Origin of the sequence: Sodalis sp. RH15, assembly GCF_047324255.1 — a bacterium.
GTDB lineage: Bacteria > Pseudomonadota > Gammaproteobacteria > Enterobacterales > Enterobacteriaceae > Acerihabitans > Acerihabitans ligni.
In genome coordinates this window covers 2,372,103-2,387,524 of the sequence record NZ_CP178738.1, presented here as the reverse complement: position 1 = coordinate 2,387,524, position 15,422 = coordinate 2,372,103, and the positions used below count along the sequence as shown (strand labels likewise).

At 61.7% G+C, this 15,422-nt stretch carries 14 protein-coding genes and 1 pseudogene; 2 read left to right on the top strand and 13 right to left on the bottom strand.

The genetic code is table 11. The features are described from left to right. Window positions 1-43 precede the first annotated feature (43 nt). From tauC to ACL2XO_RS11130, 11 genes and pseudogenes are all read right to left on the bottom strand, one after another. Window positions 44-889, bottom strand: coding sequence for a taurine ABC transporter permease TauC (gene tauC / locus ACL2XO_RS11180; protein ID WP_413742711.1), 846 nt, complete (start codon window positions 887-889; stop codon window positions 44-46). A 160-nt stretch (window positions 890-1,049) separates the two neighbouring features. Beyond that, window positions 1,050-1,820: pseudogene (gene tauB, locus ACL2XO_RS11175) on the bottom strand (taurine ABC transporter ATP-binding subunit); the annotation flags it as partial. A 52-nt stretch (window positions 1,821-1,872) separates the two neighbouring features. Beyond that, window positions 1,873-2,853 (bottom strand): taurine ABC transporter substrate-binding protein, encoded by a 981-nt coding sequence (tauA, locus tag ACL2XO_RS11170; RefSeq protein ID WP_413742710.1) that lies wholly within the window; start codon window positions 2,851-2,853, stop codon window positions 1,873-1,875. A gap of 230 nt (window positions 2,854-3,083) precedes the next feature. Further along, window positions 3,084-4,925 (bottom strand): AMP-binding protein, encoded by a 1,842-nt coding sequence (locus ACL2XO_RS11165; RefSeq protein WP_413742709.1) that lies wholly within the window; start codon window positions 4,923-4,925, stop codon window positions 3,084-3,086. Continuing rightward, window positions 4,912-6,180 carry an MSMEG_0569 family flavin-dependent oxidoreductase gene (locus ACL2XO_RS11160; RefSeq protein ID WP_413742708.1) on the bottom strand — a complete coding sequence of 423 codons (1,269 nt, stop codon included), beginning with the start codon at window positions 6,178-6,180 and terminating at the stop codon, window positions 4,912-4,914. The genes ACL2XO_RS11165 and ACL2XO_RS11160 overlap by 14 nt, the downstream gene beginning before the upstream one ends. Window positions 6,181-6,195: 15 nt before the next feature. Beyond that, on the bottom strand, window positions 6,196-6,495 hold the full coding sequence (locus ACL2XO_RS11155) for an MSMEG_0570 family nitrogen starvation response protein (protein ID WP_413742707.1): 300 nt from the start codon (window positions 6,493-6,495) through the stop codon (window positions 6,196-6,198). Between the two features lie 21 nt (window positions 6,496-6,516). Then, window positions 6,517-7,476 carry a sll0787 family AIR synthase-like protein gene (locus ACL2XO_RS11150; RefSeq protein ID WP_413742706.1) on the bottom strand — a complete coding sequence of 320 codons (960 nt, stop codon included), beginning with the start codon at window positions 7,474-7,476 and terminating at the stop codon, window positions 6,517-6,519. After that, a complete protein-coding gene (locus tag ACL2XO_RS11145) occupies window positions 7,476-8,039 on the bottom strand; it encodes an MSMEG_0567/Sll0786 family nitrogen starvation N-acetyltransferase (protein ID WP_413742705.1) in 564 nt (187 codons plus the stop codon). Before ACL2XO_RS11145 ends, ACL2XO_RS11150 begins: the two co-directional genes overlap by 1 nt. 13 nt (window positions 8,040-8,052) lie before the next feature. After that, window positions 8,053-9,147 carry an MSMEG_0568 family radical SAM protein gene (locus ACL2XO_RS11140; RefSeq protein ID WP_207918045.1) on the bottom strand — a complete coding sequence of 365 codons (1,095 nt, stop codon included), beginning with the start codon at window positions 9,145-9,147 and terminating at the stop codon, window positions 8,053-8,055. Next, complete coding sequence (locus ACL2XO_RS11135; protein ID WP_413742704.1) at window positions 9,122-10,207, bottom strand: Nit6803 family nitrilase; 1,086 nt, start codon at window positions 10,205-10,207, stop codon at window positions 9,122-9,124. The genes ACL2XO_RS11140 and ACL2XO_RS11135 overlap by 26 nt, the downstream gene beginning before the upstream one ends. A gap of 12 nt (window positions 10,208-10,219) precedes the next feature. After that, window positions 10,220-10,702 carry an MSMEG_0572/Sll0783 family nitrogen starvation response protein gene (locus ACL2XO_RS11130; RefSeq protein WP_132922344.1) on the bottom strand — a complete coding sequence of 161 codons (483 nt, stop codon included), beginning with the start codon at window positions 10,700-10,702 and terminating at the stop codon, window positions 10,220-10,222. A gap of 383 nt (window positions 10,703-11,085) precedes the next feature. Here ACL2XO_RS11130 and ACL2XO_RS11125 point away from each other — a divergent pair, with 383 nt between their 5' ends. Further along, complete coding sequence (locus ACL2XO_RS11125; protein WP_413742703.1) at window positions 11,086-12,483, top strand: PLP-dependent aminotransferase family protein; 1,398 nt, start codon at window positions 11,086-11,088, stop codon at window positions 12,481-12,483. Window positions 12,484-12,486: 3 nt separating this feature from the next. On the opposite strand, the gene lpxO is transcribed toward ACL2XO_RS11125, so the two are convergent. Next, on the bottom strand, window positions 12,487-13,389 hold the full coding sequence (gene lpxO, locus ACL2XO_RS11120; RefSeq protein WP_413742702.1) for a lipid A hydroxylase LpxO: 903 nt from the start codon (window positions 13,387-13,389) through the stop codon (window positions 12,487-12,489). A gap of 158 nt (window positions 13,390-13,547) precedes the next feature. Further along, a complete protein-coding gene (locus ACL2XO_RS11115) occupies window positions 13,548-14,321 on the bottom strand; it encodes an SDR family oxidoreductase (RefSeq protein WP_413742701.1) in 774 nt (257 codons plus the stop codon). Between the two features lie 129 nt (window positions 14,322-14,450). On the opposite strand from ACL2XO_RS11115, the gene ACL2XO_RS11110 reads away from it, so the two are divergent. Then, on the top strand, window positions 14,451-15,383 hold the full coding sequence (locus ACL2XO_RS11110; protein ID WP_413742700.1) for a LysR family transcriptional regulator: 933 nt from the start codon (window positions 14,451-14,453) through the stop codon (window positions 15,381-15,383). The last annotated feature ends 39 nt before the right edge of the window (window positions 15,384-15,422 follow it).

The following is a 15,422-nucleotide window of genomic DNA, read 5'->3' as shown; positions in this document are numbered from 1 at the left end:
CGTTCGTTGCGCGCTCGGCGATCGCGGGCTTATCGGCGCCGGTTTAGTGGAAGCGTCCGTGCCAGGGTACCCATTTGCGCTGGATATAGCGCAGGCCGGTTTCCATGATGCAGGCCACCACGGCAATGACCAAGATGCCCATGATAACCACGTCCGTCACCAGGAACTGCGCCGCCGACTGCACCATGAAACCCAGGCCCCGGGTGGCGGCAATCAGCTCCGCCGCCACCAGCGTTGACCAGCCCACCCCCAGCCCGATGCGAATACCGGTCAGGATATCCGGCAGGGCGGCGGGGATGATGACATAGCGGGTGAGTTGTCCGGTGGTGGCCCCGAGGGATTGGGCCGCCCTGATCTTGGCCGGATCAACGCTGCGCACGCCGTTGGCGGTGGCAATCACCACCGGCGCGAAGATCGCCAGGTAAATCAGCAAAATTTTCGACAGCTCGCCGATGCCGCACCAGATGACGATCAGCGGCAGATAGGCTAACGGGGGGATCGGCCGGTAGAATTCAATCAGCGGGTCGAAGAGTCCCTGCACCAGCCGGTAGCGGCCGATGGCGATCCCCAGGGGAATGGCGGTGAACAGGGCGGCGATCAGAGCGATGCCGATTCGCTGCAGGCTGGCCCATGCATGTTGCCACAGGGTGGCATCCAGATAGCCGTTCACCGCTACCTGCCAGAATTTGCCCATGACCGCCCAGGGGGATGGCAGAAACAGCGGATCGATGAATTTCAGCCAGGTCACCAGCCACCAAATCGCCAAAAGGCTGCCGATGCTGATGATTCCCAGCACGCTGAGAGGCAAGCCTTTTTTTACGGCCTTGGCCCGTGACGACGGCAGGGGGTTGCCGGATGCTTCATTATGGACGTGGCGGGTATCGGTCATCGCTTAACACCATGGGTCAGGAATTTCGTATGAGGGCGGCGCGGATGCTTTTGGTCTACGCTGCGGACAGGGATCATCTGCCGGCGCCATAAGCCTGACGTTCATCGCCGGCGGAAGGGACGGGCGTCAGCGGCCCGGCGGCCTGTTTATCGCGACGATCGGCATCGCGGGTGGCGAACACCCGCGCCAGGATATGTTCGCGGGTCTCGATAAACAGCGGATCAGATTTTAGCGACCGGGCGCTTTCGCCCTGGGCATAGCGGCGGCTGAAGTCCAGCGGCAGGCGTTCGATGATGCGCCCCGGATTCGGCGACAGCAACACCAGCTCGGTGGCTAAAAAGATGGCCTCTTCGATATCATGGGTGATCAAAAACACCGGTGTATCCGTGCGCCGCCAAACCTGGAGCAGCAATTCCTGCATCTGTTCGCGGGTAAAGGCGTCCAGGGCGCCGAAGGGCTCATCCAGCAGCAAGACCCTGGGCTCGGCGGCCAGGGCGCGGGCAATGCCCACCCGCTGTTTTTGTCCGCCGGACAATTGCCAGATGCTGCGCGGGGCGAAACCCTCCAAATCCACCAGGGCCAGCAGTTCCCGAGCGCGTTCTTCCCGCTGCCGGCGGGCTACGCCCGCCAGCTTCAGGCCGAAGGCGACATTCTCCAGAACATTTTGCCAGGGCAGCAGGACATCGTCCTGGAATACCACTCCGCGCTCGGCCCCTGGTCCGGTGACCGGCTTGTCGTCTAAAGTGATGGAACCGCCGCTGGGGGCGATAAAGCCGGCGATAAGATTAAGCAAGGTGGTTTTGCCGCTGCCGGAGGGCCCCACCGCCACGCAAAGCTCACGGGGGCCCAGGCTGAACGAAATATCCTGCAAAACCGGCTGCGGCGATTCCGGATAATGGGCGGCGACGTGTTCCAGGATTAATTGAGTCATAGCGGTCCTGTGGAAAGTGCCTTATCTACCGGCAGTTTATCGCGAAAACGGTTTATTGGGGAATAAAAGCCGCCGTGACGAAAGGCGAATAATCCGGCAGCACCGAATCGATACGCCCCTGCTCTTTGAGGAACAGCGCGGTATCGGAGATACCCTTGACGATGGGCGCGCCCAGGGCGGTTTTCTGTTCAGCCGCCAGGGGATAGGTATTGCCCTCCAGCAAACCGGGAATGTCCTCCGGCTTCGCGCCGGTTATCTTCACCAGTTGGTCGATGTGCTGCTTATCCCCCAGCCAGGCTTTGGGATCCTGGTGAAACGTCTGATAGCTGTCGAGAGTAACTTTGGCAAAGGCCTTGACCACATCCGGATGGGCCTTGGCGTAATCCTTTCTCACCAGCCAGAGATCAAAGGTCGGCGCTCCCAGTTTGGCCAGCTCGCCGGAGGTAATCAGCACCTTGCCGGTGGCTTTGGCGACGCCCAGCGCAGGATCCCACGTATAGGCGGCGTCGATATCGCCCCGCTGCCAGGCGGCGCTGATGGCGGGAGGCGTAAGATTGACGATGGTCACCTGATGGGGATCGATATGCCAATGCTTCAGTGCGGCCAGCAGGCTGTAATGGCTGGTGGAAGAGAACGGCGTGGCGATTTTTTTACCGATAAGATCCGCCGGGCTGTTGATGCCCGATCCATTGCGCGCCACCAGCGCCTCGCTGGTGCCCAGATTAGACGCAATCAGTATGGTCTCGATGGGCAGATTGCGGCTGGCGGCGACGGTAAAGGGGCTGGACCCCAGATAGGCGATTTGGACATCGCCGGAGGCCACCGCGGTGATGACTTCAGCGCCGGCGTCGAATTTGCGCCAGTCGATCTTGGCATGGGTGGCCCGTTCGTATTCGCCGCCGGCCTGCGCGGCCTGGGACGGATTGGGGACGGTTTGGTAGCCGATGGTCACATCTGCGGCATGGGCCGTGCAGGCGAGTATACTTAACATCACCGCCGCGGAGAAGCGCCGGGAAAATAGCGAAACGTTCATAAATATCCTTTTTTTTTCGTCAACACCCCGCCTGCCGGCAGAGAGAAACCACTACGCCGGAAAGCCGCTCTTTACATTAATCGGCGGCCCGCGCCGGATAGGTATCGGCAAGGGGGAGCCGAACATCCAGGGGGCAGCCGGTATTTGTTTACTCTAAGGAGTTATCTCAAAGCGGGGCAACGATTTTTTTCCGCTATGCTTTGCCGGAAAATTCACTAAAACCGAAAGGGTTACGGGCGCCGCAGGAAGCGCCGGATGATTTTTCCGGAGAAGGTTTTGGGCAGGCTGTCCAGGAAAATCACGCTACGGGGCCGGCCATGGCGGCCGCAGCGGGCCACGATAACCGCCGCCAGGCACCGGCGCATGTCGGCATGCCGCGCTGCCGGCACCTCCGGCGTCGTGACGATGAACAGCCGCACCATCTGGCCCAACAGCGGATGCGCTATGCCCACCGCCGCCGCTTCGGCGACGCCGGGCACCGTCAGCGCCGCATGCTCTACTTCCGCCGTGGACAGCCGCTTGCCGCCGATATTCATGGTGTCGTCCATGCGTCCCTGAATGGTTATGCCGCCGTGTTCATCACGGCGGGCGCGATCCTGCGTCAGATAGCGCCAGCCCTCGCCGTCATGATGCCAATAGCGCGCCACGAACTCATCGTCATGGCCCCACAGGGTTTGCATGCCCCCCGGCCCCAGATGGTCATGCAGCACCAGCATGCCCGTTGCCGCCGGGCGGCCGGTTTGCTCATCCACAATGCTTACCCGGCGATCCATCACCGGACGCAGGGCGCCGCCCTGCCCGGCCAGGATCGGCCAGCCGCTTTCGGTTTGCCAATAGTGATCATACACCGGCACTCCGGCGCCCTGCTCCAGCCATTGACGGGTTTTGGCGTCCAGCGGCTCGCCGGCCAGATAGACGGCGCGCAGGGAGGGCAGCGGCGGATCAAGGGCTTCACTTTGCATGCGGGCCAGACGCATGGCGCCGGGTACGGTAAGCAGGCGCGTGACGCCGTGGCGGGCAATCAGCTGCCACCAGCGCCGCCCCGGGGTATTCGTGCCGCCGCCGGTGACCACCAGGGTGGTGAAACCGGCCAGCAGGGGCGCCCACACCAGATAGCTGTGTCCGGTCACCCAGCCGATATCGGCGGTGGTGAAAAAAACCTCATTCTCGCCGGTATGGAAAATATGCGGTAGCGAAGCGCACAGCGCCACGGCGTAGCCGCCGGTATCCCGCACGACGCCTTTGGGCGTGCCGGTGGTGCCGGAGGTGAACAGCAGCTGTGACGGCGCCTCGGCGGGCAGCCAGCGACAAGGTATCGGCTCATTGTTATAAGCCGCCCGCAGCCGCCGGTAACTGAGTTCACCCTCGCCGGGGAGTTCACCCGCCTCCCTATCGCCGGCGCCGTCAGCATAGCGCATGGCTTCCAATCCGCCGTCGCCGACAATGATCCGGCGAACGGCGGGCGGCGCAAGTCCCTCCTGCAGCAATACGCGGTTGATTTTATCCTCCAGGATCAGCAAACGGGGTTGGCTTAGGTCAATGCGTTCCGCCAGCGCCGCCGCGCTCAACTGCGCCGAGACCACCACATGGATAGCACCCAGCCGGGCGCAGGCCAGCATGGCGAACAGGGCCGGCGGCATTACCGGCAGGCAGAGCAGCACGCGATCTCCCGCCAGCACCCCCTGCCGTTGCAGGATCCAGGCCATGGCCACCACTTCCCGGTGCAGTTCGGCATAGCTGAATCGCCGTTCCGCGCCCTGCCGGTCACAGCAAATGAGTGCCGTTTGGCCGCCGCGCAAGGGCAGATGCCGGTCCACGGCGTTATAACACAGGTTGGTGGCGCCGCCCTCAAACCATCGGCAGTGCGGTCCGCCCTGCTCTAAAGCCATCACCTGGCGAAACGGCCGCTGCCAGTGGATGCGCTGCGCCTCACGCCGCCAGAAAGCCTCATCCACCGGGGAAGAGGCCGGTGGATCCAGCGATAAATCCAACGGGGAAGACACTGGCGAATCCGCTGGGAAGTCTGCCGACCAATCCAGCGGAAAACAGTCAGTCCGGTTAGCGAACGGCATAACGGGCCTCCTGCGGCGCCGGCACCGTCAGGCGGGCGGCGATGTGTTCCGCCAGGTATTCCGCATCTTCCCCCACCCCCTCAAACCGTCCCGAGCCCCAGGTCCACAGCCAGGGCAGACCGAGAAAATGGAGTCCCTCTTCCACTGACACGCCGCGCCGGTGGCGGGGGTATCCCTTGTCATCAAACGCCGGCAGGTCAATCCAGCTGAAATCGGTATGGAAACCCACAGCCCATATAATGGCCGCGAGATTGTCCAAAGGGATAGCGCCCTGGCCCGGCGGCGGGAACCACATCGGCTGATAAGGGGGTTCCCGGGGGGCGTCGATGCCCTGCGCGGCAATCCACTCATCGATACTCTCCCTGATGCGCCGGGCGGTATCGTCGGCATTATCGAGATTGGCCGCCAGATCGTCGGCGGTGACCAGCACCCTCCGCGCCTCATCAATGTCCAGCAACCGCCCGTACAGCTGCATGCCCTGCCCGGCGAACAGCCGCAAATCGATATCCCTACCGCCGTCGCGGCCGGTGACGTAATGGTTGGTTTTACGGCGGGCATCTTCGCCCTGGGGATGATGGTCCACCGTCAGCCGGTAATGCCCCATGTCCTCCAGCCAGGCCACCACGTCGCGGCCGCGGTAAAAACGATTCACCCGCGGCGCGCTACCGACGCACAGATGCACCCGGCGTCCGGCGAGATGGAGATCTTCGGCGATTTGCGCCCCGGACTGGGCCGACCCCACCACCAGTACCTCGCCCTCGGGCAAGGCGGCGGGGCAACGGTAATCCGCCGAATGCAGCTGGTGGATCGCCCCCGGCAAACGGGCCGCCAGGGCGGGGAAACGCCGCCGGTGATAATTGCCCACCGCTGCGACCACGTTATCGGCAGTGAAAATTCCCCGGCTGGTACGCAGAACAAAGCCCCCGCCGCCGTGGCGGCCGACCCGCTCCACGTTGATGCCGGTGAGCAGCGGCGGCCCGAAACGCTCGGCGTAGCGCTCCAGGTAATGGATGATCTGATCATTGACCATAAAACCGTCCGGGTCATCGCCGTCATAGGGGAAACCGGGCAATTTGCACTGCCAGTTTGGGGTCACCAGGCAAAAACTGTCCCAGCGCTGCGCCCGCCAGGCCCAGCCAAGCTGGTGGCGCTCAAATATCACATGCCCGATGCCCCGCTGAGTCAGGCAGTAGCTCATAGACAGTCCCGCCTGCCCGCCGCCGATGATAATCACCGGATAGTGTGTTTGTTCCATGGTGCCGTTCCTGAATTAGTGATTGACGGGCAGCGCTTCGATTTTCTCGACGCGCACCGGGCGGGCATCGGGCAAAAAACCCTCGGCCTTGAGTTCGATGGCGCCGGACTGATCCTGCGCGCTTGAACAGGCATAGCCGAACTTCAGCGCTACCCGGTCGCTGGCTTCCTGCAGCGCCAGGCGCGCCAGTCCGGTAAACTCCTCCACGCTGTACTCTTTGCCCACCTCCAGATGCTGTTCAATCACGGTGGATGGTGAATAGCACACGTCCACGGAGCTGTCCGGCCAGCGGACGGTAAAATGCATTGCGGGCATAAGCGCCTCCAGAATAAAAAGTCAGGGGTTGATGCCGGTAAGCGGCGTCGTATCGAGATCCCAGAAACAGTGGCGGTGTGAATCGTGGCCTACCCAAAGCCTCGGGTCGGCGGTAATGCCGCCGATGGCCGCCGCGCCGATACCGATCCGGTGAAAATGCGCCAGCACCTCGTCTGCCTGATGGGGATGGACCGTCAACAGGTACCCGTAGCTGGGAAACATGCACAGCCACTCTTGCCAGCGGATCTCCGCCGGACGCGGTATGGCCGTTAAATCAATGTCCGCGCCGGCCCGGGCGCTCTCCAGCAGCATGACCAGGGTGCCGAGCAGGCCGGCCTGGCTGATATCCTTGGCCGCCTGGACCAGCCCCTGCTCCGCCAGCATCGGCAGCAGCGCCATGGCGTCGCGCAGCGCCGCCGGGTCGGCGCGGGTCGCGGCGTCCCAGTTCAGCCAGGGCCCGCGTCGGGCGCCGCGTAAATCTATGGCGGCGATTAAGGTATGTCCCGGCTTCGCCCCGGAGGCCCGCAGCACCCGTTTCGCTTTTCCCAGCACCGCCACCGCCAGCTGCGGCGACTCGCTGCGTAAATTGGTATGGCCGCCGACGATGGGCACCCGATAGGCGCGTGACGCGGCGGCCATGCCCTGCATTAACCGGCGCGCCTGTTCCGGACCGGCGCTCCACAGGGCATTTACCACCGCCACCGCCGTGCCGCCCATGGCGGCGATATCGCTCAGGTTAACCATCAGTCCGCACCAGCCGGCGAACCAGGGATCGTCCGCCACAAACCGGTTGATAAACCCCTCCATGGCCAGCAGGCTATAGCCTTCTTCCTGCAAAATGGCGGCGCAGTCATCGCCGTTGTCGCAGCCGGCGAGAGGCCAGGCCTCGCGCAGTTCTCCGGCAATCTCCCGGATATCCCGCTTTTGGTCGATGCCGCCGTACCGGCGCACCTCCGCCAGCATCAGGTGCAAATCATCCATCAGCCGCCCTCCAGGCTCATCAGCAGCGGCGCCAGTTCCCGCGCCGGCCGCAGCGGACGCCCGCTCAGCACCATGCCGCTGTTGGGGTCGAAACAGGGCGGATAAAACGCCAGATCCGCCTGCATAACCTCATGATCGATACCCCGCAGCCGTTCGGTGGACAGGGATGACCAGTGCATGCGCCGGAACAGCGGCACGTTTTGCTGCTGCACCCGGGCGTAAAACGCCTTGCAGCCCAAGGCACAGGCGCTGGACACCGCCAGGCGGATAAGGGTCGGCCCCAGTTGGCCCTGGCGGCGAAAGTGCCGGTCTACCGCCAGCCGCGAACCGTACCAGATATCCCCCTCTTCCCGGTGGATGCGCACCGTGCCGACGATTTGCTCCGGCCAGCCCGCCGTGCTGCCGATAGCCACCAGCAGCCGGGCGCGTTCGTCGATAGCATCCCGGTCATGCCCTTCGAACAGCCCCTGCTCCTGGCAAAACACCCGCTGGCGCAGCAGATAGGCCTGTTCGCGTTCCCAGGGCAAGGTCACCCATTTGATGCGGTATTCGGGATAGAACATGCTGTCACTCCCCTCAGGCCGAAGCCCGCTCGTAGCTGGACAACGGCGAACAGGCGCCGCAACGGCCGCAGCCGGCCTTGATATCGGCGGAACGCAGGCCGCCGCCGCGGAGCATGCTGCCCAGGGGCTGCAAAATGGACTCCATGAAATCCGCTGCCGGCGGCGCATGATCCTCAAGCGGCGTGCCGCGGATGGGCACGAACGGCACCACAAAGGGATACACGCCGATATCAATCAGCTCCCGCGCCGTAGACAATATCGCCTCACGGGTATCCCCCAGTCCCGCCAGGATATAGGTGCTCACCTGGCCGTGGCCGAACACCCGCACCGCATCCTTGAACGCCGCCATGTACTGCTCCACGGTAACGGCGGCCTTGCCCGGCATAATGCGCGCCCGCACCGCCGGGGTAACCGCTTCGAGATGCATGCCCAGCGCGTCGATGCCCGCCTCCTTCATGCGGCTAAACCACAGCGCATCCCCCGGCGGCTCGCATTGCCCCTGTAACGGCAGATCCACCGCCGCCCGAATGGCCTCGGCGCTTTCGCACAGAACCCGCGCCCCGCGATCGCTGCCGGACGGGGTGCCGGTGGTCATCACCATATGCCGCACGCCGTCCAGTTCCACCGCGGCCTTGGCCACTTCCGCCAGCTGCTGCGGCGTTTTACGGGCGATGGTTTTGCCCGCCGCCAGGGACTGGCCGATGGCGCAAAATTGGCAGGCCTTGCGCCGGTTTTCATAACGGATGCAGGTTTGCAGTACGGTAGTGGCCAGCACATCGGCGCCGTGCAGGGTGGCGATATGAGAGTACGGGACGCCGTCGGCGGTGCTCAGCCGGTAGAAGTTCGGCTGGGAGACAAAGCTGATATCCCGCACCGGAATGGCGTCTCTCAACAAATGGCTGCCGCCGGCCCCGTCGTGGGTCACGCTCCAGGGGGATTGGTGCGCCTGTTGGGTATACACCGGCACCATGACCGTCATGCCGTCGATGGTCACCGCCTGGTGATCCGACGGACCGGCTCCGCCCTGGCGATTGACATGGGTGGTCTGGGGATTGACCACCTTCAGGCCGTGGGTTTGCAGTTCAGTAATCAGTCGCTGGTTGCTCAGGCTCATGGCGCCCTCCTGTGGGGTCGGAAGTAAAGGACTGCCCGCCGGCTTGCCAAGGCGCGGTAATTTGCTGTGGCAGCGCTTGCCGAGGCGCCGCAGTTTGCTGTTGGCCTGTTTGGCCATAAGGCGCTTGCTGGCGGCAGTACTCCGCGGGCCGGTCATTGATCAGCAGGCTTAACAGTTCCGGCCGGGCATAATGCCCCACGGAATCCATCATGCGTTTGCGCTTGGCGATAAGCTTCATATCCAGATCGGCGATAAGAATGCCTTCTCCCTCGGTGATGGGAGGTGCCAAATGCCGCCCTTCCGGCGAAATAATGGCGGTATGGCAGCCGCCGCGCAGTCCGCGCTGCAAATCGGGATCCGCGGTAATGGATTCAATCTGATCTTCCCGCAGCCAGCCGGTGGCGTTAATGACAAAACAGCCGGACTCCAGGGCGTGATGGCGAATGGTGACCTCCATCTGATCGGCGAAGATCTGGCCCACCAGCGAGCCGGGAAACTGGCTGCAATGGATCTCCTCGTGCTGCGCCATCAGCGCATAGCGGGCCAGGGGGTTGTAGTGCTCCCAGCAGGCCAGGGCCGCTACCCGGCCGACGGCGGTATCCACCGCCTTCAGCCCCGAGGCGTCCCCCTGCCCCCAGATCATGCGTTCGTGATAGGTGGGGGTGATCTTGCGCCGCTTCAGCACCAGCTCGCCGTCGGCGTCGAATACCAGCTGGGTGTTGAACAAACTGCCATGGTCCCGTTCGTTCACCCCCAGCACCACCACCATGCCGTGGCGGCGGGCGCTGTCGGCCACCGCGCGGGTAATGGGCCCGGGCACCTCCACCGCCTGCTGGTAAAGCCGCAGGTGCTCGGCGCCGGCGGTCATGGGCGGCGCGATAAAGGAAAAATAGGGATACCAGGGCACCAGGGTTTCGGGAAATACCACAATCTCGGCCCCCTTGCCCGCGGCTTCATCAATGGCATCCAGCACGCGCGACAGCGTTTTTTGCGCCTGGCCGAGGTCAGGCGCAATCTGCACGGCGGCGGCACGGATGATACGGTCCTGTGCCATAACGTCGGCTCCTTACACGGTCCAGGTATCGAGAATCACCGCGTTGTCGCGGATGTGCAGCAGCTTCAGATCCAGCACATCCAGCGGATTGATGGCGCGGATGCCCTCAATGAGCGAGGGCTCGCCGTGGCCGTACAACGCCTGCAGGGCGAAACGGCAGGCAAAAACCTTGCCGCCTTCGGCCATGAATTTTTGCAGTTGGTTATTGAAGTTCATATGGCCGGGGAAGGCTTCGTCTCCCAGCTTGGGAAAGCCGCGCTGCACCCCGAGGGTCACCCCCGGTCCGTATAACAGAATCGAGGTTTCAAAGCCTTTGCGCTGCAGCCGGGTGGCCTGCAGCATATTCACGAAGCCGATGGAGCCTTCGAACGCGACGGTATGGAAGGTCACCAGCGCTTTCTGGCCCGGTTCGGCCTTCACGTCTTCAAACACCTTTTCTTCGTAATCCACCAGGAAATCGCCGGATTGATGTGCGGGCAGGGTTACCGTTGGCATAGTCTTAGTCTCTTCGCAGGTTTACTGGCATCGCCGACAGCCGCGGCGGATGATGTATCGCGCCGGCTAACGGACGCGTCATCATTCATGGAGCAAGGGTTATGCCAGGGGCGGAAAGGGACCATGCAATCATCGGCCAATCAATCGCTCAACTTCTGAGCAAAAAAAATTTTCACCGACCCGCATTTCAGGTTACAGGCAAATATAAGCGCAACTATTAACCAATTCGCTGCACAATGACAACGCATGTATAACCTTTGATTGCACCAATCTAACGCACTGCAAACAATCTGATGCAATCATTAAACACAATCATTACATCAATGATTGCATGGGCACGGATGGATCCGCTAAAGTGGAAGTCCGCCACCTGGAGAGAAACAATGAAACGATTCGATCGTTGGACGCACTATATGCATGAACGACCGGAGCGTCCGGCTTATCTGCTGATTGCCGATTTGATCCATGACGCCATTGAAAGCGGTGATTTCCAGCCGCGGGATCGCCTGCCGCCCCTGCGGGACCTGGCGGTGAAACTTTCGTTGAATTACACCACGGTGACCCGCGGCTACGCCGAAGCGCGCAAGCGCGGACTCATTGATTCCCGTCCGGGTACCGGCAGCTTTATCCGCGGCAAAGTGCCGTCGATCCCGCCCCGCAACGGCAGCAGCTATGAGATGACCATGAATCTGCCGGTGGAACCGGATTCGCCGGATCTCGTGGCGCAAATCCGCCAGGGCGCCCTGAATCTGTTTGCCCACAAAGATCTGTTTCCCCTGCTGCGCTATCACGATTTCGGCGGCAACCATGACGACAAAGAGGCGGGATGCCGCTGGCTGGGGCGCCGTTTACCGGCGGTGGCCCCCGAGCGGCTGCTGGTATGTCCCGGCATTCACAGCGTGCTGGTGGGATTGCTGACCCTGCTGGCGCGCCGGGGCGGAGAAATCTGCGTCGGCAGCTTGGTGTATCCGGGGCTCAAAGCCATCGCCGCCCAGTTGGATATCACCCTGCACGCCCTGGAGTGCGACGGGGACGGCCCGATGCCGCGCTCGTTTGAAAACGCCTGCCAGACCGGGCAAATCCGCGCCCTGTATCTCAATCCCACCATCAATAATCCCACCACCCTGACGCTGCCGCTGCGCCGGCGGGAAAAGCTGGCGGATGTGGCCCTGCGCTACAGCGTACCGATTATCGAAGACGACGCCTATGGCATGCTGCCCTCCGCCTCCCTGCCCGCCATGGCGGAGCTGGTGCCGGAACTGACCTGGTATATTACCGGCCTGTCGAAATGTTTCGGCGCCGGTTTGCGCATTGCCTGGGTGCACGCCCCCACGGTGCGCCAGGGGCAGCACCTGGCCGGGGCCATGCGGGCGCTGACGGTGATGTCCAGCCCGTTTACCAATGCGCTGGCGGCCCAGTGGATTAACGACGGTACGGCGGAAAAAATGCTGCTGGCGGTGCGGGAAGAAGCGGTCCTGCGCCAGCGGATGGCCGCCCGGCTGCTGCGCAATTACAGCCTGCAGGCGGATGCCGAAGGTTTCCATCTCTGGCTGCGGCTGCCGCACCGCCAGGGCTGGAATCCGTCGGATGTGGCGGTGAAACTGCGCCATCAGGGGGTCAGCGCGGTCTCCAGCGCCGCCTTCTGTACCGACAATAATCCCCCCGACGCGCTGCGCCTGTGCCTGGGAGGCCCCAACAGCCGCGAGCAGTGCGAGGGAATGCTGAAAAACGTGGCTGACATGCTGGAGTACCCCGCCTGGCTGTCCACGGTGGCGCTGTAACCATTATAAATTTGTGAAAACCAGCACTGCGATACCGCCGAACAGCAGCCATTTGATCAGGTAATAGCCGGCGCGGTTTTTCTTTTTCAGGTATTTGCCGACCTTGCGCACCGCATAGATATACTTGAACGCCTTGCTGACGCCGCCGGTGCGGTCGCTGTCCCAGTTAGGCGCCGCCCCGGCGCTTAACACATGACGTCCCAGCCAGTGATTCACCGCCTGAGCCCAACGGTAGCGCATGGGCCGTTCAATATCGCAAAACAGGATCAGGCGCTGCTTACCGCTGGAATTTTCCGCATAGTGGATATAGGTTTCGTCAAACAGCACATCCTCCCCGTCGCGCCAGCTGTAACGCTTACCGTCCACCTCGATAAAGCAGCGGTCGTCCTGGGGCGTCATCAGACCGAGATGATAACGCAGGGAGCCGGCATAGGGATCGCGATGGCGCGGCAGCCGGCTGCCGTCGGGCAGTTCGGCGAACATGGCGGCTTTCACCGAAGGCAACGTCCGCAGCAGCTCGGTGGTGCGGGGGCATAACGCCTTGGCGGAAGGATGGCTGTCCTCGTACCATTTCAGGTAAAACCGCTTCCAGCCGGTTTTGAAAAAAGAATTAAATCCGGCGTCGTTATATTTATCGGACACCTTGATTTCGCGCATAGCCATCAGCGCCAGCCCCTCGTCACGGATCATCCGCCAGTTGTTCCTGAGGATTTCCAGCTCCGGCAGCGTATCCGGCTTGAGATAAGGCGTGAGGGGAATGGCGGAAAACAGATACATAAAGACATTCATCGGCGATACAAAGGAAGAGTGATCCGCCAACTGGCGCCAAAAACCAAAACGCACCCGACCGCGATAATGCACATAGACCGCACAAGCAATCAACAGCAGTAAAATGATGTATTTCATATCCATACCTCATCAGGGATGAGTTAAAAACATCAGGAACACACAGAACTTTTACAGTGGCATTGACTCTGATCCTCACCCCCCGTCCCGGGAGGTGATGCAATATTAGTCGAACGCAGCGAAGCGGTGCTACATAACTTGTTAATCGCCAGCCGAGGTTATTTGGTGGTATAGCCGCCATTCACCAGAATGGTCTGGCCGGTCATCCACCATCCCTCCGTCACCAGAAAACGTATCCAGGGAACGATATCGGCGATATCCGTCAGGCCGGTTTTGCTGAAAGGTGAGAGCGCGGCCGCCGTCTTATGGTAATCCCGCGCCTCGGCGCTTTCAGCCGGATAAAAGAACGGCGTATCCATAGGACCCGGACCGATAGCGGTGACGGAAATCCCCCGCTCGCCAAACTCCTTCGCCGCCGCGCGGGTAAAATGCTCCACCGGCGCCTTGGTGCCGGCGTAAGCGGCATAAAAAGGCGTAAACGCTCCAAGCAGGGAAGTCACCAGGGTACAGATTTTCCCATTGTCATTGAGGTGCTTCCCGGCCTCTTTAAGAAAGAAAAAGGCCGACTTGCCGTTCACCGCGCTCATCTCGTCATACTCCGCTTCCGAGATATCGAACAGGGGCTTTTTCAGCACCTTGCCCACGGTATTGACGGCAATGTCCGGCCTGCCGATGGCCGCCGTCACGTCCGCAAAGAGCTTTTCCACGGCGCCGGCGGTGGTCAGGTCGGCCTGAAAGGCCACAGCCTGCGCCCCGGCGGCTATGATCGCCGCCACGGTGGCTTGGGCGTCATCTTTACTTCCCGCGCTGTTGTAATGTATGGCGATGGCTTTCGCGCCGTGCGCGGCAAAATCACGCGCAATCAGCCCGCCCAGATTTTTCGCGCCGCCGGCAATAATGACGGATTTGCCTTTGATACTGTGCTCTGTCATGACGTCAGTCCTCTTCTCTATGGGTATAACAGCCAAAGATGGTGCCCCCTGAGAATAGCGCCTGCATTTTCTGTATAAAGGCCGCAATTCTGATTATACTGTCCATAAAACACGAACAATGTAATTTTTATGGACAGAATTGACCTCTTTCGCATTTTTATACGGGTGGTGGACTGCGGCAGTTTCACCCGCGCGGCCGACGTAATGAATATGCCCAGATCCACCGTTTCCGCTGCGGTTGCGGAGCTTGAATCCCGGGTAGGAACGCGCCTGCTTCACCGCACCACCCGCAGCGTCTCCCTCACCTCCGATGGCCGGGCTTTTTATGAACGCTGCCTGAGAGTGATACCGGACGTGGAAGAAACGGAAAATCTGTTCAGACAAAACGATAGCCAGCCTGTGGGGAAAATCAGATTTGATGTGCCGGGACGCATTGGCAGGCTGATCATCGCGCCTTCACTGCCTGAATTCTTTACCCGCTATCCGCACATGATGCTGGAAATGGGAGCATCTGACCGCAATGTCAGTCTGGCGGAAGAGGGAATAGACTGTGCCTTGCGTGTGGGAAAACTGACCGACTCAAGTCTGGTGGCCCGCAAACTCGGGTTCCTGAAATTCATCAATGTGGCGGCGCCGGCCTATATCGCCCTGCATGGCAGACCCGATACGCCTTCAGATCTGCCCCGCCATCTGGCGGTAAACTATGCCTCCCCCACCACGGGCCGGGTCGAGAGCTGGGAATGGCCGGAAAACGGCAGCTACCAGTCCGCCGTCCTGCGCGGCCGGATAACGGTCAATAACGCCGAAGCCTACATCGCCTGCTGCCTGGCCGGTATGGGAATGATTCAGATACCCCAATATGACGTACAAACCCACCTCGAATCAGGAGACCTGATTGAGGTCATGCCCGCCTACCGCCCCCGCCCTCTTCCGGTCCAGCTACTCTATCCACACCGCAAACACCTTTCCCGCCCGCTACAGACGTTTATAACCTGGGCTGAGCCTCTCCTCAGGGAGAAACTGCTGCTGAACGAGCCAAATCCAGATCCCGCGAAACGTTAACAGACATACCGGGTCAAGCGCCCCACAGCACGGTAGGCC